Below are 17,783 nucleotides of genomic sequence, written 5' to 3'. Positions count from 1 at the left end.
TGGCAAGCCATTCAAAAAAGCAACCCATGCCCCATTCGATTGATCTGACCGCTGATGCTTCGTTGCAACGCGTGCTTTTCGATCGAGGGTCCGTTTTTTGTCTAGCACCCCATCATATTGCAAAGAAAAAGGGGCCTGCAGCAGCAGACCCCTGAACTTTGTCCAAGCTGGACGGCAGATTACTTAATCTTGCCTTCCTTGTACTCGACATGCTTCCGAGCGACCGGATCGTATTTACGAACGGTCATCTTCTCGGTCATGGTGCGCGCGTTCTTCTTGGTCACGTAGAAGTGGCCCGTGCCCGCGGTCGAGTTCAGGCGGATCTTGATTGTCGTCGGCTTCGCCATGGTTATCTCCTGCGTCCGAAAAGGCAGGGCCTTTCGGTTGAATTCCTATGAGCGTGCGCTTTTACGCCCTGCACCGCCCATGTCAAGCGCAATCGCACCTGATAACCAGCCTAAGCGGGATTGGCATCAGACGGACGGGTTGGCGAGCTGAAACAAGACTGAATCTGACCCGAATTAACTGCACGGAGCGCACTCCGCAGCACTTTCTGCATCAAGTCCGATGATCCATGATCGGTAACCGCCCGAATCGCGCCCTGCCCTCAGGATGTCAGATTTGGCGATCCGTTTAGTCTTAGAGGTCGCGGAAAAAGCGGCATCTCAATAAAACGATTTATGGCGAAAACCCCCAAAGTTTGTGGCAATCACTTAACCGTGATAACTTCCCCTCAGTTCCAAAATCGAAGAAGCCCCCGAACGGCTCGGTTTCGAGGCACCAAAAACAGGCAAGCACCAATGACAGCGGTGTTTGTAGCTATTTTTTTGGGGGGGACATCATGACGGAATGGACGATTCAGGGCGAAGAGCTGGCCAATTGCAACTGCAACTTCGGGTGCCCGTGCCAGTTCAGTGTGTTGCCGACGCACGGCAATTGCGAGGCGGTCGTCGCGTATGACATTCAATCCGGGCATTACGGGGACACCGATCTGGCTGGGCTGCGCGCGGCAGGCGTCTACTACTGGCCGGGCCCCATCCACGAAGGCAATGGCCAGATGCAATTGATCATCGACGAAAGCGCCTCGGCGGATCAAAGGGCTGCTTTGGAAGCCATCATGAAAGGCGAAGACACCGACGAGATGGCGACCTTCTGGTACGTCTACAGCGCGATGGCGCCGAAAAAACACGAAACACTTTACCTTCCGATTGAGTTGGATTGGTCCCGCGAAGACCGCAAGGGTTATGCAAAGGTAAAAGGTATCTTCGATCTTGAGGTGAACCCGATCCCTCATATCGTTTCCGGGCTGCCGCATCGAGCGTCCATCCAACTGCCCAACGGTTTTGAGTATCGGCACGCTGAGTCCGCATCCGGGACAACAAAAACCACGGGTGGGGAAATCAGCCTGACCTTTGATGCGACGCACGCGCATCTGGCCCACCTCAATATCTCTGGCCACGGCGTAATCGGCGCGTGATACCCAGCCGATATGACCTCTGAGACAAATCAATCGCACGCAGGAGCAGTAGATTACGTTCTGCGGCGCGACAGTGGCGTCGTGCTGCTTTGCATCACTCTGATCGTGTTGGGGGCCGCGTGGTACACCATTGTCGGTATCGGCATGAACATGACCGCTGTCGAGATGACCCGCATGGCAGGGCCGATCGGTGAGCCCATGCAGATGGGCGGGCCGGTCGTCTGGTCCCTGCCCTACACCATCCTGATATTCCTCATGTGGTGGGTCATGATGATCGCGATGATGACCCCCAGCGCCGCACCGACCGTGTTGTTGTACTCAGCCATCAAGCGCATGGGACCAGATAAGAAGCGCACAACATGGCTCAGCCTGGTTTTTCTAAGCGGCTACCTCGTCGCTTGGGCTGTGTTCAGCGCGCTTGCGACTGGTGGGCAATGGGGGCTGGAGCAGATTGGTCTGTCGGACGGTCCTATGATGACGATCCGGTCCAAGGTGTTTGCCGGGTGTGTTTTGCTGGCAGCGGGTCTGTATCAATTGTCCAGTCTGAAGTCCGCATGTCTGCGACACTGCCGCAGCCCGGCCCAGTTTCTGGCCGAGCACAACCGACCCGGCGCAACGGGTGCATTTCGCGTGGGCGCAGTGCACGGGGCATATTGTCTGGGCTGCTGCTGGGCGTTGATGCTGCTGCTGTTCGTCGGAGGCGTGATGAACCTCTACTGGATTGTCGGTATTGCTATTTATGTGGGGCTGGAAAAGCTCCTGCCGCGTGCGCGATGGCTAGGCCCCGCAACCGGGATTGCCCTGATCGTTGCGGGTCTGTGGCTGATTGGAAGCGCAATTGCTGTGGGGACTTAAAGTAAGAATACGCGCGGAGGGCCTGTAAGCCGGATCTTGTTCCAGGGTTGCCCCCTTCGATGACCATTCCTCTAGGCCGTGCATTGCTGCGCGGCTCAAGCTGCCAACCCGGTCCCTCTCGGCCAAGACGCGCTTAGCGGCGGTATCGGCTTGCGCCGACCGGCCCGCGCGGGGACCCTATTTGGCATTGCTCCCGGTGGGGCTTGCCGTGCCGCCCCTGTTACCAGGGGCGCGGTGGGCTCTTACCCCACCGTTTCACCCTTACCTTTGACCGAAGCCGCAGGCGGTCTGATTTCTGTGGCGCTTTCCGTCGGGTTGCCCCGCCCGGGCGTTACCCGGCACCGTTGTCTTTTGGAGTCCGGACTTTCCTCTCGGGCCTAGGCCCCAGCGGCCATCCGGCCCTCCGCGCAGTGCGGTGGGTATGCTTTGGGTTGGGTGGCGTCAAGGGGTTAGGACGTAAAGGGGCCAGCCCCTTCTTGGCCTGCGGCCAATTCAACACCGGGATATTTTTGGCCAGATGAAGAGCGGATCAGCTTGATCCGGTCTTCTCTATTAGCGGAGTGAGGTCGTCGGGTGTCAGAGGTCCCCTAGCCCAAGGTCGATATCGAAGGCGAACCGTATTTAGAAGTGTCTCATCGTCGACGTTTGCGGTGAAACCAGCCGCGCGCGCCGAGCTTATGAACTCTTGCATTTCAGCGATCTGTGGGGGCTGACCTTTGCCGCGCGGCTTTGCCAGCCCCTGATGCTCGAGGCGTTGCCAGTCAAATCGGGAACCCGGGTCCAGCTTGCGGCCGGGCGCCATATCAGAATGGCCGATGACGCCATTGGGGGGGATCTTCCATCTATGTAAAAGAGCGGTCAGAAGACGCTCAAGAACCATCATCTGCGGCTCAGCGAACGGATGGTCGCCGCGATTATCGAGTTCGATGCCGATTGACCGAGAGTTGATGTCGGACTGACCATGCCATTCTCCTGCTCCGGCGTGCCAGGCGCGATCCTTTTCGCGCACCATCTGCCAGAGTTTACCGTCTGAACCGATCAGGAAATGGGCGGAAACTTCGTGTTGCGGATCGCATAGGCGCTTTAAGGCGTCCTGCGCGCTGTCCATTGCGGTGTAGTGGATAACCACCATCGACGGCTTCAAACCGCCCCGGCGTTCCCCGAAATTGGGTGACGGGTGCCAGATTGGGTTAAGGTCAGTTATTGACGGCACTGCGGAACGCGCTTGGGTCCCAACCACATGCGTAGCCGTCCCCGTCCGGGTCCAGCCCTTTGCGATCGCGCTGGGGGCCGCCGCTTGCGAGGAATTCGATCTGTGCCTGATCTGACGACGGATACCGGGCGCAATTACGTTGTGCCTTGGCCTGCAAGTTAAACCCCGCGCGGCTGTAAAGCTGTGTGCCAACCGGGTTCGATGTATTCAGAGCGTATTGCACGATATTGGGCTGACCATCCGTGCCCCGTTGCGGCACGGCGGTCGGTGCCACAACTTCGTAGGTTTGGCGATTTTGCTCGATCCGGGCCGCGTCGGATTCAATGGTACGGCGCCCGGACACGGCCTCAAAATCCTGCTCGTCCGAAATCGCGTTATTGCTTGCGACTGGCGTCGTCGCAGGAACCGAGGTGTTGGCCAGGGCCACAGCAGTTGCCGACGCGATATCCGCGTTCTCTCCGGTTGGTGGAAGCGGATCGCCGGGGGCGCCAAGCTGTTGTTCGGTCACATCAACCGGTCCCAGCAAGGGGTTACCGGTCAGCCCTTGCCCAGCCAATTCAGCCTCGCGCTGCGCCTGATATTGCGGCGTATTGAAGCTTGTGCTCTGTATCGGGGCCACCGTATTGCAGGCGGCCACCAAGCCAATGGCGGGAATCAGAAGCGTAAGGCGCATTCGGCTGCTCCGTTTTAAGTCGTCTTGCCTGAACCGAGATTTACCACCATTTGCCCGGCTTGGCTACAAAACCCGCCGCGTTTTCCAGCGCGTAAGCCGTGTTCAGCAGATCGCCTTCGTCCCATGGACGACCGATCAGTTGAAGGCCAAGCGGCAAGCCCTGCGCATCCAGACCCGCAGGTACCGAAATGCCCGGAAGACCAGCCAAGTTTACGGTCACGGTAAAGACGTCGTTAAGATACATCTGCACCGGATCGGCCTCGGTCATCTCACCAAGACCAAACGAGGCCGACGGGGTGGCCGGGGTCAGTATCGCGTCGACACCTGCGGCAAAGACGTCTTCGAAGTCTTTCTTGATCAGGGTGCGAACACGGCGGGCGCGGTTGTAATATGCGTCGTAGAAACCTGCCGACAGTACGTAGGTGCCAACCATCACGCGGCGCTGGACCTCGTGACCGAAACCTTCAGCGCGGGTTTTCTCGTACATCTCGGTGATGCCGTCGCCCTGCGCCAGCGTCGCGCGGCGGCCATAGCGGACACCGTCATAGCGCGCGAGGTTCGAGGACGCCTCGGCCGGGGCAATCACGTAGTAGGCTGGCAGCGCGTATTTGGTGTGCGGCAGCGAGATATCGACGATCTCGGCCCCCGCGTCCTTGAGCATTGCCGCGCCGTCGGACCAGAGCTTTTCGATCTCGGCAGGCATACCGTCCATGCGGTATTCTTTCGGGATACCGATTTTCTTGCCCTTGATATCGCCGGTCAGCATCGCCTCAAAGTTCGGCACGGCCAGCTCGGCGCTGGTGGAATCCTTTGGGTCGTGGCCGCACATGGTTTCCAGCATGATTGCCGCGTCGCGCACGTTCTTTGTCATCGGACCAGCCTGATCCAGCGAGGACGCAAAGGCCACGATGCCCCAGCGTGAGCAGCGCCCGTAGGTGGGCTTGATGCCGGTGATCCCGGTGAAGGCCGCAGGCTGACGGATCGAACCGCCGGTATCTGTACCGGTCGCGGCCAGACACAGATCAGCGGCCACAGCCGAGGCCGACCCACCGGACGAGCCGCCCGGTGTCAATTGCGCATCGTCATTGCCGCGTCGCCACGGGCTGACGGCATTGCCGTAGACCGAGGTTTCATTGGACGAACCCATGGCGAATTCATCCATATTCAGCTTGCCCAGCATCACAGCGCCCGCATCGGCCAATTGCTGTGAAACAGTTGATTCATACTCGGGCTTAAAGCCTTCCAGAATCTTCGACGCCGCCTGCGAAGGAACACCCTTGGTGCAGAACAGATCCTTGATGCCGATCGGCAGACCGCACATGGCAGGCGCGTCGCCTTCTTTGATTCGGGCATCCGCAGCCTTGGCGCGCTCCAGAGCAATCTCAGGTGTTTTGTGGACGAAGGCGTTCAGCGCGTCTGCGTCATCAATGGCCTTCAGGCAGGATTCGGTCAGCTCGACCGAGGTCACATCACCCTTGCGCAGCGCGTCGCGGGCCTCGGACAGACCCAGTTTATTCAGATCGCTCATGTCTTACTCCACCACTTTGGGGACTGCGAAAAAGCCCTCGCGCGCGTCGGGGGCGTTGGCCAGAACTTTGTCCTGCTGATTTCCGTCGGTGACCACATCCTCACGACGTTTCAGGCGCATCGGCTCGACCGAGACCATCGGTTCGACGCCTTCGACATCCACTTCGTTAAGCTGTTCGATAAACCCAAGGATGGTGTTGAATTCGGATGCCAGCGCAGGCAGCGCATCATCCTCGACCTTGATCCGGGCCAGTTTAGCCACCTTTGCGGCAGTGCTTTGGTCAATCGACATCGGAAAACCTCATATGCGTTAGGGGGCGTTTACCTGTCTGATGCTTCGGTCGCAAGGGCACCGCTTAGCTGATCTGAGACTACGGCGCAGAGTTTTCCAGGGTGATCATTCATTTTTGCATATCGGGTATGTGAAAAAGTAAACCGATTAGTTCACTTTTGATCTTGAAAAAGTAAACTGAACTGTTCATTTCAATAACACGACACAGCCATCACCGGAGTAAGACGATGAAAACCCTCATGACTGCCTTTGTATTGGCAACCACGGTTCTTGCCGCGCAAGCCCATGCGTTTGGGCCAACAATGGACAGCATGTTTCCAGATCTGAGCTTCCCCGATCAGGTCTCGGAACCGGTATCACAAGATAAGGCGAAGCCTGCCAGCTAATTTGCCCGCTTCGTCCGGGCCGGGTACTCCTCTCCCCGGCCCGAAAATTCATTTGGCTGCTGCACGCAACTCGGCAACTCGATAGGGTAGCTTTGGATATACGGCCAGACATGACCGCTGAACCGGCACAACAACGGAGCACCCAATGAGCCCCCGCAAGCAAGCAGTACTGGACGCAATAGATGCGGCCAACGCCAAGGACCCCAATCTGGAAGACGGCCAGCCCGCCGCCCTGCTCTATGGTCAGCGCATGAGTGCCGAGCTGGACAGGTTATTTCCGGACGCCTCGGATGCGCTGACAATTGCCGCGCGCGGTCAGCACGTTGAACGCTGGAAACTGGCGCGTACCGAATTCCCGGAAGGGCGTGCAGGATATTTGGCCTGGCGAAAAGCGCAGGGCGTGCATCATGCCGAGATTGTCATGGGCCTAATGGAGCTGAGCGAATATGGCGCCGAAGATACCGAAGCGGCCGGTCGGATGCTGCGCAAACAGGGACTCAAGCGCGATGACGAGGTTCAGGCACTTGAGGACGTGATCTGCTTCGTTTTCCTAAAATGGTATTTTGCCCCTTTCGCTGCCAAACATTCGGCTGAAAAAATTCAAAGCATTGTCGAAAAGACAGCCCGCAAGATGTCAGCCGAAGGCCGCTCACGTGTGCTGGAAGAATTTGACCTGCCCGCAAACCTTGCCACTGCTTTTCAGGCCTGAGACGTTCGTTTCAGATGCCTGCGATATACTTCGATCATCCAGCCCAACATGGTCGCGTTCAAGATGTGCCACATGAAATGCGTTCCAGTTTCGAATTGAACGCAGATCGGTTCATCCAGTGCGCGGAACGTAATTGAGGCAATCAGGATCACAGCACCAAACGCCAGCCCTGCTGCCGTCTCGGGAAACCTACGGCGCAGGAAGACTGCGTAGATCAGGATCAGCAGCGGAACCGGCGCGTAAGCCGCCGACCCGCCCAGACCGGGCACCAGTTGAAAGACCGGGATTGTCGCAGTGGAATAGGGTACAAACAGCGCGGTGGCGACACCGGCATAAAGCGGACGCATTTGCCAGACGTCGCGATTGATCGCGTATATATAGACCAGAATATACAGCAGGATTGGCGCCACGTCCGCCAGTGCTGCCCAAACCTGCGCATGGGTGTGAAACAGGTAGCTGCCCAATCCGATCGCGGCCAGAATCACCACCAATGCCACTGCCAGCGGCATCCCCTGCCCGCGCACCCGCCTCCACATGATGAAAGCGGCGACGATAAATGCGGCGTTTGTCACCGCATTGATCGGCTCTGCCCAATAGTCGGGCGACAATCTCTCGCAATATCCGTCAATTTCCCGAAACCAATCCATGAAATTTTACATAGCCGATGCTAGGTTAATGCCAACAGTCTGTTTCGGAGGATTTTTTCATGAATATCATTTGGCTGGGCCACGGCAGTTTCCGCATCGAGACCGGAGGGCAAGTGCTGCTGATCGACCCTTGGCTGACCGGTAACCCCGTTCTGCCCGAGGATCAGCACGACGCGGCCCTTGACGGCGCGACGCATATCCTTCTGACACATACGCATTTCGACCACGTGGCCGATGTAGTCTCGCTGGCCAAACAACTCAAGGTTCCGGTTGTGGGTCAGTACGACCTGATGGGGTACTGGAGCGAGTCCGAGGGGATTGAGACCGTAGGCTTCAACAAAGGCGGCACTGTGAACTTGAACGGGGTGATGGTGTCGATGGTTCCGGCCTCGCATAGCTCGACCTTTTCCACACCCGACGGACTGCGTACCGGCGGCAGCGAGGTCGGGTTCATGATCGCGGGGGATGGTCACATGCTATATGTGTCAGGTGACACAGATATCATGGCCGACATGGACTGGATGGGGGATTATTACAAACCCGACATCGGCATTCTGTCGGCAGGCGGACACTTTACCATGGACATGAAGGGCGCAGCTTACGCCGCCAAGCGCTATTTCAACTTCAAGACCGTGATCCCCTGCCACTACAAGACTTTCCCGATTCTGGAACAATCGGCGCGGCCTTTGGTCGAGGGCTTGCCCGGCGTCGATGTAATCGAGCCCGAAGTGATGCAGCCCATCAAGTTATAAAAAAAACCTATAGGCCGGGCTTCAGCCCGGCACATCCCCCCGACGCGCCGCGAAGAATGCCTTTAGCAGTTCGGCAGCTTCCTGCGCTGCGATACCATCATAGACTTCGGGCACATGGTGCGCCTGCGAATGGGTGAAAACCCGCGCGCCATGGGCCACGCCACCCGATTTCGGGTCAGCCGCGCCGTAGTAGATCCGCCGGATACGCGCCGCAGCTAAAGCCGCCGCACACATCGCACAAGGCTCCAGCGTGACGTACAGGTCATGATCCGGCAAACGCTCGGACCCAACAGCGGCACAGGCTGCGCGCAAGGCAAGGATTTCGGCGTGTGCAGTCGGGTCGTTCATCTCGCGCGTGCGGTTGCCTGCTGCGGCCACGACGCGATCGCCTGCGACAATCACGGCCCCCACTGGAACCTCACCCCGGTCTGCCGCGGCGCGTGCCTCTTGCAGTGCGATATTCATGAATGATCTGAACTCCATGCCTTTGACTGCATCAGAAACGCGTCTTTCGCAAGGCAACGGGATGCGCTATGGGCTGCGGATGAGCAAAACCCCTCCTCCCGGCGACCGGATCGCCAAAGTGATTGCCCGCGCGGGCGTTGCCTCGCGCCGTGAAGCCGAACGCATGATCGAAGCCGGTCGTGTGAGCGTGAATGGCAAGACCATCACCAGCCCCGCACTGAACGTCACCGGCAAAGACAAGATCACCGTGGACGGCAAGCCGGTGTCCGAACCCGAGCCGTCGCGCCTGTGGCTTTATCATAAACCACCGGGTCTGGTGACGACGACACGGGACGAAAAGGGCCGCGCGACGATCTTCGACAACCTGCCTGAGGACATGCCCCGCGTCATGAGTGTCGGACGGCTGGACCTGAATTCAGAAGGGTTGCTGCTGCTGACGAATGACGGCGGCATCAAGCGTAAGCTGGAGCTGCCCTCGACCGGCTGGCTGCGCAATTACCGCGTGCGGGTGAATGGTCGCCCCAAGGACGAAGACTTCGCCCCCCTGCGCAAGGGTCTGGTGATCGACGGCGAACGGTTTCTGCCGATGGATGTCTCGCTGGACCGTCAACAGGGCGCAAACGCATGGCTGACAATCGGTCTTCGTGAAGGCAAGAACCGCGAAATTCGCCGCGCGATGGAGGATATCGGCTATGCCGTGAACCGGCTGTTGCGCGTATCTTATGGCCCATTCCAACTGGGCAATCTAAAGCCCGGCGAAGTCGAAGAAATCCGACGCCGCGTGATGCGCGACCAACTTGGTTTAGACGCTGATCCCGCAACTCCGGCCAAACGCCCCACGCGGCCGCAAAGAAAACGTGCGCCCATCGGCAAGAAACCTCGCAAGTGACGCCAGTTAAACAACCTTCCCCCTAGCTTCGCAGGGTCTCTTGCCCTAGATTTTCGAGTAGGAAAGTCTTTGGGGGGCGTCATGTCCGGGACCGGAGTACAAAAACTGGCCTATGTGGTCCTACTTGTACTGCTCTTCGGTGTTTGCACCGGCGTACTTGGGGGCTTGTGAGCAGATGGCCAAACGCTATGGCGGAAAATTTAGTCCTCAGGGCGACGCTTCTCAGCCAGACCAACCCGCGCGCGGTCAATTCGACGGCGCGCGCGTAGAACCTGCGGGCGCGCGCGCAAACCTGCTTTTCCTGCCTGCCGTGCCGCTGGTGTTCCTATCGCTCAACGATGGCGCGGTTGGAATGACGATCGGATTGATCGCGGCGGGCGTTCTGACTGCGGCAGCGTTCCTTTTGCGTGAAGGCCTGCGCGCCGAAGCCGCGTATAACGCGCGCCGCGTTGCGCGAAAGCCCGCATTTCCACGAAAAATTTTCGCAAGTATTCTCACCGGCCTCGGCGCAGCGCTGGCCTCCTATCGTTCCGAATTTTTGGACGCGGCCTCTGCGTCTGAGGTCAGCTTGATCGCGCCAATCCTGTTTGGCTGTGTGGCGACGGTATTGCATTCGGTTTCCTTCGGGTTTGATCCGCTTTCAGACAAAGGGATGGAAGGCGTCGACACATTCCAGCAAGACCGCGTTGCGCGGGTTGTAGAAGATGCCGAACAGCACCTGACTGAGATGACAGACGCCATTAAGCGCGCCGGCGACCGAAGGATCGAGGCCCGCGTGGAACAGTTTCAGGACACCGCCCGAGATTTGTTTCGAACCGTCGAAGAAGACCCCCGCGATCTGGCCGGGGCGCGCAAATACATGACTGTATATTTACAGGGCGCGCGGGATGCGACGATTAAGTTTGCTGATGTGTATGCACGTACCCGCGACGCGCAGGCATTGGCTGACTATTCGGCCCTTTTGGATGATCTTGAACAGAATTTCGCGGCGCGAACCCGTAAATTGCTTTTGGATGACCGCAGCGACCTGACTGTTGAAATTGACGTGCTGCGCGAAAGGTTGCAGCGCGAAGGGGTTCGGTTGGATTGACCGGCCATTTTTTGAGAAAGGATTTCAAATGTCCAATGAGATCAAGAACAAGGCGGTAGAAGCAGAAACGCTTGTGCAGGAAGTAACGGCCGTCGCGCTGCCCGAACCTGCAGCCGAAGTGGTTTCGCTGGAAGAAGCAGATGAACCCGTCAGCGCGGAAATTCGCAAACGCATGGACGAGATTGACATGGACAACACGAATTCGATTGTCGCGTTCGGTTCATCCGCCCAGGCCGAGTTGCAGGAAATCAGCCAGGCGATGCTGGCAGACGTACGAAACAAGGACGTCGGCCCAGCCGGAGACAGCCTGCGCAATATCGTCACCACGATCCGGGGATTCTCGGTTAGTGAACTGGATGTGCGCCGTGAAAGAAGCTGGTGGGAAAAGCTGATCGGAAAAGCGGCCCCATTTGCAAAGTTCACCGCGCAATACGAAGAGGTCCAGGGCCAAATCGACAAGATCACCGACGACTTGCTGGGGCATGAACACACGTTGCTCAAGGACATCAAGTCGCTGGATTTACTGTATGAAAAGACGCTTAGTTTCTATGACGAACTTGCGCTTTACATCGCCGCTGGCGAAGAAAAGCTGACCGAGCTGGACAGCCATGACATTCCTGAAAAGGAAGCGGAAGTTAACGCCGCGCCCGAAGAAGAACAGGTGATGAAGGCGCAGGAATTGCGCGACATGCGCGCTGCCCGTGACGATCTGGAGCGCCGGGTCCACGACCTGAAGCTGACGCGGCAGGTGACGATGCAATCTCTGCCCTCGATCCGGTTGGTGCAGGAAAACGACAAGTCGCTTGTAACCAAGATCAACTCGACATTGGTAAACACCGTCCCGCTGTGGGAGACTCAACTTGCGCAGGCCGTCACCATCCAGCGCAGCGCGGAAGCAGCCTCGGCTGTGCGGGATGCGAATGATCTGACCAACGAGTTGCTGACATCCAACGCGGCCAACCTGCGGCAATCGAACAAGATGATCCGCGAGGAAATGGAACGTGGCGTATTTGATATCGAAGCGGTCAAACAGGCCAATGCCGACCTGATCGGGACGATTAACGAAAGCCTGGCAATTGCAGACGAAGGCAAAGCGCGACGCGCAGCCGCGGAACAAGAATTGCAAAAGATGGAGGCCGAGTTGCGCGATACTTTGGCCTCGGCCAAAGCACGCAAGGACGGCACTGGCGACAACGCCGGCAACGCTGTGCCGGGATAACCGAATGCGGAGACCGGGATTTCCAAAAGCTGTTCTGGGCATTGTTTCGCTGTTGGCGCTGGCCAATTGTGATGAGACACTGACGTCTTCCGTCGTCCCTGAAACGCGGCCTGCGCCCCCAGCACCTGCGGCGAATGCCTATGTCGCTCCGTCTGCCGCAAGCCAGGACCTTGCGCGATTTTATGAACGGGTTGAGCGTGATCTGCTGACACGCGGTTTGCTACGCACCGATGGCGGCGGGCCGGACACCCCGTTCGATGCAGACGACTTGGCGCGGAACTTTGAAGCTATCGCTTTCTACAGCGAATATCCCGATCACGCGGTCGCAGCATCGTCCCGGCAGACAGACGGGCAACTCAGTCGCTGGTCGGGGCCTGTGAGGGTACAGACAGAGTTCGGTCCCTCGGTCTTGCCTGCCACACGCACGCAAGATGCAACCGAGGTTGAATCCTTTACCGCACGGCTGGCAAAACTGACCGGGCACCCGATCTCGGTCGTGAATCGCCGCGCAAACTTTCACGTCTTTTTCGCAGGCAAGGATGACAGCGCCTACGTCGTGACCCGTCTGAAAGAACTGATCCCGAATATCAGTCAGGCCTCGCTGGAACTGGTTGCCAATCCGCGCGCGAATATCGACTGTTTCGTCTTTGCCTCAGCCACAAGTTCTTCACCATATAAATACGTGCGTGCCGTCACCTTGATCCGAACCGAGTTGCCGGAATTGCTGCGTCGTAGCTGCATCCACGAAGAAATTGCACAAGGGTTGGGATTGTCGAACGACAGCCCTGCAGCGCGGCCTTCGATTTTCAACGATGATGATGAATTTGCGCTGTTGACCAGCCATGACGAAAAGCTTCTGACCATGCTGTATGATCCGCGCCTCGAACCCGGCGTGACGGTGGATAGCGCGCGCCCGGTGGTCCGGATTATTGCACGCGAATTAATGGGCCAGCCGCTCTGAGCCCCCTGAAAGGAGACCCCAAATGGGTATTTTCGATTTTCTGACCGGCGAATTTATTGACGTCATTCACTGGGTCGATGACACCCGCGACACAATGGTTTGGCGGTTCGAGCGTGAAGGTCATGAGATCAAATACGGGGCCAAACTGACCGTGCGCGAAGGTCAGGCCGCCGTGTTCGTGCATGAAGGACAATTGGCGGATGTGTTCACGCCGGGCCTTTATATGCTTGAGACCAACAACATGCCGATCCTGACAACCCTGCAGCATTGGGATCACGGGTTCCAGTCACCGTTCAAGTCCGAGATCTATTTCGTCAACACCACCCGGTTCAACGACCTGAAATGGGGCACCAAGAACCCTATCATGCTGCGCGACCCCGAATTCGGACCGACCCGAATTCGCGCGTTCGGAACCTATACAATCCGCGTCAAAGATCCGGCGAAATTCATGGTCGAGATTGTCGGCACTGATGGCGAATTCACGATGGATGAGATCAGCTTTCAGATCCGCAACATCATCGTGCAGGAATTCAGCCGCGTGATCGCCGGATCGGGCATTCCGGTTTTGGACATGGCCGCCAACACCGCGGATTTGGGCAAGCTGATCGCGGCCGAAGTCTCACCGGTATTGGACAGCTACGGGCTGGAGATGCCCGAGTTTTACATTGAGAATATCTCGCTTCCGCCTGCGGTCGAGGCGGCGCTGGACAAGCGCACGTCAATGGGGCTGGCGGGCGATCTGGGTAAGTTCACGCAATATTCAGCGGCCGAGGCAATGACAGCGGCTGCCAACAATCCCGGTCAGGGCGGCGGTATGGGCGCAGGTCTTGGAATGGGCATGGGAATGGCGATGGCCCAGCAGATGTCGAACATGGCAGCGGGTCAACAGAGCGGCCCGTGGGGAAGCCCCGCCCCCGCTGCCCCGCAACCGTCGGCGCACGCGGCACCGCCGCCGCCGCCACCCGTCGAACATGTCTGGCATATCGCCGTGGATGGGCAGACCAGCGGACCATTTTCGAAAGCTAAGATGGGACGCATGGCCGCCGAGGGTGAAGTCACACGCGACACCCACGTTTGGACAGCAGGTCAGGATGGGTGGAAAAAGGCCGGCGATGTTCAGGAGCTTGCTCAGTTGTTCACCATCCTGCCACCACCTCCGCCGGGGACCTGATCCGGTCCGCGTTTGTTTTTGATGAACGAGGGGGCAACATGACCAAAGAGCACAGATTTCCCTGCGATCAATGCGGTGCAGACTATCGGTTCAATCCGGGCGACGGAACGCTGAAGTGCGATCATTGCGGCCATTCCCAGAGCATCGCCGCCGGTCCTTGGGGCGGCGCAACCCTGAAGGAACTGGATTTCAACGCCGCCCTGTCAGAAAACCTGCCGGAAGGTGAAATCGAAGAAACCCGCGTTCTGACCTGCCCCAATTGCGCAGCCCAAGTCGAGTTTGACCCCGACACCCATGCAGCGGAATGTCCGTTTTGCGCCACCCCAGTGGTCACAGGTACCGGCGTCAGCCGACATATCAAGCCACGCGGTGTTCTGCCCTTTGCACTGGACGAGCGTTCCGCGCACAAAGCGATGGGGGATTGGCTTGGTCGTTTGTGGTTCGCGCCCAACGGTCTCAAGGACTATGCCCGCAAAGGGCGCAAGATGCAGGGTATCTACGTACCCTACTGGACATTCGACGCGGATACGCAATCCTCTTACCGGGGCGAGCGCGGGACGGTTTATTACGAAACCCACACGGTGATGCGCGACGGAAAGCGGGTGCAGCAGCAGGTCGCCAAGATCCGCTGGTCACCGAAATCGGGACAGGTCGCGCGCTTTTTCGATGACGTTCTGGTCCTGGCTTCTCGATCCCTGCCCAAAAGCTATACCGATGCGTTGGAACCCTGGGACCTACCTGCGCTGGAACCTTATCAACCCGAGTATCTGGCGGGCTTTCGTGCTGAGGCTTACACCGTCGAACTGAACGAAGGTTATACTGAGGCTCGGGGGTATATGGCTCGTGTGATTGAACGCGACGTTCGGTTCGATATTGGTGGTGATCGCCAACGCATTCATTCGGTCGATACGGACGTTCGGGATGTGACCTTCAAGCATATTCTGCTGCCGGTCTGGATGGCCGCCTACAAGTACCGTGGCCAGACCTATCGGTTTGTTGTCAACGGACGTACCGGTCGGGTTCAAGGTGAGCGTCCATGGTCGGCGATCAAGATCACGATCGCGGTTGTTGTCGGCCTGCTGGTCGCGGCAGGGGTTGGGTATCTGCTGGCGACTGGGCAACAGTGATCGGGCGAACGGCATCAGGACCGGTTTCGCCGTTTAAGCGCTTGAACATCCTCAAACCACACGCCATCCTCGCCCCGTCGACGCCGATGGGGAGGCCAGTGTGACGTTATCGGACCTGAACACGCTATTGGCTGCGCGCCACTCCTGTCGGGCATTCCGCCCCGATCCGGTTCCACGGGAACACATCGAGCAAATCCTGATCAGCGCAGGCCGTGTGCCCAGTTGGTGCAATGCACAACCTTGGAATGTCGTGGTCACCAGCGGCACTGAAACCGAGCGTTTTCGCAATGCCCTGCGAGAGGAGGCAATGTCCGGCGCGCCAGCCCCTGACCTGCCCTTCCCCACATCCTATTCGGGCGTCTATCGGGATCGCCGCCGAGAATGCGGGTGGGCCCTTTATGAAGCCGTCGGCGTGGAACGTGGCGACCGCGCGGCTTCGGCACGACAAATGATGGAGAACTTTACTCTGTTTGATGCGCCGCACTGTGTGATCTTGTCTAGCCCGGCTGAGCTTGGGCCTTATGGGGCGATGGATTGCGGCGGGTTCGTCACCGCCTTTACGCTTGCGGCCCAAGCCCTTGGCGTGGCCACCATTCCGCAAGCGGCAGTTGCAAGTTATGGCCCGTTCCTGCACCGCTATTTTGACATCCCGGAAGACCGTCTGATCCTGTGCGCGATATCCTTTGGCTATGCCGACAAAGACCACCCGGCTAACGGTTTTCGTACGGATCGCGCCAGCCCGGACGCTTTTGTCGACTGGCTCGGCTAAGAACATTTTGGAGAAACAGATTGCGCGCAGTATTACAACGGGTCTCTCACGCCAAGGTTTCGGTGGATGGCGACGTGATTGGTCGAACTGGCCCCGGCCTCATGGTGCTTGTTTGTGCAATGCAGGAAGATGACGAGGCGTCTGCACAGCGGCTTGCGACCAAAATCTCCAAGCTACGCATATTCAAGGATGATGCAGGCAAGATGAACCGGTCCGTTCTGGATATTAGCGGATCCGCTCTTGTGATCAGTCAGTTCACGCTGGCCGCTGACACATCGCGCGGAAATCGCCCCGGGTTCTCAGAAGCTGCCTCGCCTGAGCTTGGTAAGCATCTGTACGAGGTGTTCGCTGCACAGTTGAGTAGTCTCGGTGTTCCAACGGAAACAGGGCAGTTCGGGGCGGATATGGCGGTGGAGCTGGTCAATGATGGCCCCGTCACGATTTGGGTAGAAAGCTGATGGATCAAAAACAATGTGCAATTCGCATCTGGCAAGCCGGTGTGGATGCAGTCGGCGGGCACGCGGCGACCACAGCAGTCTTGGACAGCATTGCGGCACCCGATCAAATTCTGGCCGTTGGGAAACCCGCCGCAGCGATGGCGCGAGCCGCGCTGGAACATTTTGGGCCTAAACCGACATTGGTTGTCACCAAAGATGATCACGGACGCGATCTGCCTGACCATGTGACGATTATAGAAGCCGCACACCCCGTGCCGAATTCTCGCAGCCTTGACGGGGGCCGCGCCCTACGTGAGGCAGTAGAAGCGATGGGCCCTGCCTCGCATTTGCTGCTGTTGGTGTCAGGCGGTGCATCCTCGCTTGCCGACGATCTTGTCCCCGGCAAAACGCTTGCTGATTTGGAGCAGTTGAACCAAAAGCTGCTGTCTGAAGGGCTGGACATAACGGCCATGAACGCCGAGCGTCGCAAGCTGTCGCGCATCAAGGGCGGTGGGCTTCTCTCGCATTTTCGCGGCGACAGGGCGACTGTACTTGCGATTTCTGACGTGCCCGGCGATGACCTGAATGTCATCGGGTCGGGAATTGGTGCATTGCCCGACGCACCAAAGTTTCAAGCCTCGACTCAGATCGTGGCCTCTAACGCCATTGCCCGGGCTGCTGCGGTTGCTGCCGCAAAGTCAGAAGGCTGCGATGTGATTGCGAATGAAGAATGCTTGCACGATGACTATCTGAGCGTCGCAAGTCAGTTGGGACAACGTCTGCGCGACATGCCGAAAGGCGTCATGGTCTTTGGCGGAGAACCAACGGTTGTTCTGCCAAAAAAACCCGGACGCGGTGGGCGCAATCAGGCGCTGGCGCTGGCCTTGGCCAAAGAGGTTTCGGGCATTCCTGGCATAACGATAGTGGTTGGTGGCACTGATGGAACGGACGGCCCGACAAACGCAGCGGGGGCCGTGATTGATGGGGCCACCTGGAATCCAACAGCGGAAGAATTTCTGAAAAACGCCGATAGCGGCAGCTATCTGGATCAGGTTGGGGCCTTGCTGGTTACGGGTCCGACCGGGACAAACGTAATGGACTTGCTTGTCGCAATCCGCACGTAG

The 17,783-nt window shown here is 58.3% G+C and carries 21 protein-coding genes and 1 other RNA gene; 14 read left to right on the top strand and 8 right to left on the bottom strand.

The genetic code is table 11. The features are described 5' to 3' along the window. Positions 1-179: 179 nt before the first annotated feature. On the bottom strand, positions 180-347 hold the full coding sequence (gene rpmG / locus GOX75_RS00945; RefSeq protein ID WP_005630270.1) for a 50S ribosomal protein L33: 168 nt from the start codon (positions 345-347) through the stop codon (positions 180-182). Positions 348-841: 494 nt separating this feature from the next. Here rpmG and GOX75_RS00940 point away from each other — a divergent pair, with 494 nt between their 5' ends. Then, positions 842-1,477: a DUF1326 domain-containing protein gene (locus GOX75_RS00940; protein ID WP_171120449.1), complete on the top strand. Its 636-nt coding sequence runs from the start codon at positions 842-844 to the stop codon at positions 1,475-1,477. A 12-nt stretch (positions 1,478-1,489) separates the two neighbouring features. Further along, positions 1,490-2,332, top strand: a complete 843-nt coding sequence (locus GOX75_RS00935; RefSeq protein WP_171120447.1) for a DUF2182 domain-containing protein — start codon at positions 1,490-1,492, stop codon at positions 2,330-2,332. 9 nt (positions 2,333-2,341) lie between these two features. Here GOX75_RS00935 and rnpB read toward each other — a convergent pair. From rnpB to gatC, 5 genes are all read right to left on the bottom strand, one after another. Continuing rightward, positions 2,342-2,739: RNase P RNA component class A (gene rnpB, locus GOX75_RS00930), an RNA gene on the bottom strand. Between the two features lie 122 nt (positions 2,740-2,861). Beyond that, complete coding sequence (locus GOX75_RS00925) at positions 2,862-3,545, bottom strand: N-acetylmuramoyl-L-alanine amidase (RefSeq protein WP_371808128.1); 684 nt, start codon at positions 3,543-3,545, stop codon at positions 2,862-2,864. Further along, positions 3,529-4,218 carry a hypothetical protein gene (locus tag GOX75_RS00920; RefSeq protein ID WP_171120445.1) on the bottom strand — a complete coding sequence of 230 codons (690 nt, stop codon included), beginning with the start codon at positions 4,216-4,218 and terminating at the stop codon, positions 3,529-3,531. The genes GOX75_RS00925 and GOX75_RS00920 overlap by 17 nt, the downstream gene beginning before the upstream one ends. A gap of 40 nt (positions 4,219-4,258) precedes the next feature. Next, positions 4,259-5,746 (bottom strand): Asp-tRNA(Asn)/Glu-tRNA(Gln) amidotransferase subunit GatA, encoded by a 1,488-nt coding sequence (gatA, locus tag GOX75_RS00915; RefSeq protein ID WP_171120443.1) that lies wholly within the window; start codon positions 5,744-5,746, stop codon positions 4,259-4,261. A 3-nt stretch (positions 5,747-5,749) separates the two neighbouring features. After that, positions 5,750-6,037, bottom strand: coding sequence for an Asp-tRNA(Asn)/Glu-tRNA(Gln) amidotransferase subunit GatC (gene gatC, locus GOX75_RS00910; protein WP_170325838.1), 288 nt, complete (start codon positions 6,035-6,037; stop codon positions 5,750-5,752). A gap of 227 nt (positions 6,038-6,264) precedes the next feature. Here gatC and GOX75_RS00905 point away from each other — a divergent pair, with 227 nt between their 5' ends. Together GOX75_RS00905 and GOX75_RS00900 are read left to right on the top strand one after the other, a co-directional pair. Then, positions 6,265-6,423 (top strand): hypothetical protein, encoded by a 159-nt coding sequence (locus tag GOX75_RS00905; RefSeq protein ID WP_171120441.1) that lies wholly within the window; start codon positions 6,265-6,267, stop codon positions 6,421-6,423. Positions 6,424-6,568: 145 nt separating this feature from the next. Next, positions 6,569-7,132 carry a DUF4202 domain-containing protein gene (locus GOX75_RS00900; RefSeq protein ID WP_171120439.1) on the top strand — a complete coding sequence of 188 codons (564 nt, stop codon included), beginning with the start codon at positions 6,569-6,571 and terminating at the stop codon, positions 7,130-7,132. On the opposite strand, the gene GOX75_RS00895 is transcribed toward GOX75_RS00900, so the two are convergent. Next, positions 7,123-7,779: a ceramidase domain-containing protein gene (locus tag GOX75_RS00895; RefSeq protein ID WP_171120438.1), complete on the bottom strand. Its 657-nt coding sequence runs from the start codon at positions 7,777-7,779 to the stop codon at positions 7,123-7,125. The two genes, GOX75_RS00900 and GOX75_RS00895, sit on opposite strands and share 10 nt — an antisense overlap. Before the next feature lie 59 nt (positions 7,780-7,838). Between GOX75_RS00895 and GOX75_RS00890 the strand changes: the two genes are divergently transcribed. After that, positions 7,839-8,531: a metal-dependent hydrolase gene (locus GOX75_RS00890; protein WP_171120435.1), complete on the top strand. Its 693-nt coding sequence runs from the start codon at positions 7,839-7,841 to the stop codon at positions 8,529-8,531. A gap of 21 nt (positions 8,532-8,552) precedes the next feature. Here the strand turns inward: GOX75_RS00890 and GOX75_RS00885 are convergent, their stop codons facing one another. Further along, positions 8,553-9,014, bottom strand: coding sequence for a nucleoside deaminase (locus GOX75_RS00885; RefSeq protein ID WP_171120433.1), 462 nt, complete (start codon positions 9,012-9,014; stop codon positions 8,553-8,555). Here GOX75_RS00885 and GOX75_RS00880 point away from each other — a divergent pair. From GOX75_RS00880 to GOX75_RS00840, 9 genes are all read left to right on the top strand, one after another. Further along, positions 8,995-9,885, top strand: a complete 891-nt coding sequence (locus GOX75_RS00880; RefSeq protein WP_254428662.1) for a pseudouridine synthase — start codon at positions 8,995-8,997, stop codon at positions 9,883-9,885. The genes GOX75_RS00885 and GOX75_RS00880 overlap by 20 nt on opposite strands. A gap of 175 nt (positions 9,886-10,060) precedes the next feature. Then, entirely contained in the window at positions 10,061-10,975 is a 915-nt protein-coding gene (locus tag GOX75_RS00875; protein WP_171120431.1) for a 5-bromo-4-chloroindolyl phosphate hydrolysis family protein, read from the top strand. Positions 10,976-11,003: 28 nt separating this feature from the next. Beyond that, on the top strand, positions 11,004-12,194 hold the full coding sequence (locus GOX75_RS00870) for a toxic anion resistance protein (protein WP_171120429.1): 1,191 nt from the start codon (positions 11,004-11,006) through the stop codon (positions 12,192-12,194). 4 nt (positions 12,195-12,198) lie between these two features. Continuing rightward, positions 12,199-13,155: a DUF2927 domain-containing protein gene (locus GOX75_RS00865; RefSeq protein WP_171120428.1), complete on the top strand. Its 957-nt coding sequence runs from the start codon at positions 12,199-12,201 to the stop codon at positions 13,153-13,155. 22 nt (positions 13,156-13,177) lie between these two features. Beyond that, positions 13,178-14,326 carry an SPFH domain-containing protein gene (locus GOX75_RS00860; RefSeq protein ID WP_171120426.1) on the top strand — a complete coding sequence of 383 codons (1,149 nt, stop codon included), beginning with the start codon at positions 13,178-13,180 and terminating at the stop codon, positions 14,324-14,326. Positions 14,327-14,364: 38 nt separating this feature from the next. Beyond that, positions 14,365-15,453, top strand: a complete 1,089-nt coding sequence (locus GOX75_RS00855; protein WP_171120424.1) for a TFIIB-type zinc finger domain-containing protein — start codon at positions 14,365-14,367, stop codon at positions 15,451-15,453. 100 nt (positions 15,454-15,553) lie between these two features. After that, positions 15,554-16,222, top strand: a complete 669-nt coding sequence (locus GOX75_RS00850) for a nitroreductase (RefSeq protein WP_171120422.1) — start codon at positions 15,554-15,556, stop codon at positions 16,220-16,222. A 20-nt stretch (positions 16,223-16,242) separates the two neighbouring features. Beyond that, entirely contained in the window at positions 16,243-16,680 is a 438-nt protein-coding gene (dtd, locus tag GOX75_RS00845) for a D-aminoacyl-tRNA deacylase (protein ID WP_171120420.1), read from the top strand. After that, positions 16,680-17,783 carry a glycerate kinase gene (locus GOX75_RS00840; protein WP_171120418.1) on the top strand — a complete coding sequence of 368 codons (1,104 nt, stop codon included), beginning with the start codon at positions 16,680-16,682 and terminating at the stop codon, positions 17,781-17,783. The genes dtd and GOX75_RS00840 overlap by 1 nt, the downstream gene beginning before the upstream one ends.

It is taken from the genome of Ruegeria sp. HKCCD7251 (assembly GCF_013031165.1).
Taxonomy (GTDB): Bacteria; Pseudomonadota; Alphaproteobacteria; order Rhodobacterales; family Rhodobacteraceae; genus Ruegeria.
Note: the sequence above shows the minus strand (reverse complement) of the source record. Positions and strands in the feature narration are given on the sequence as shown.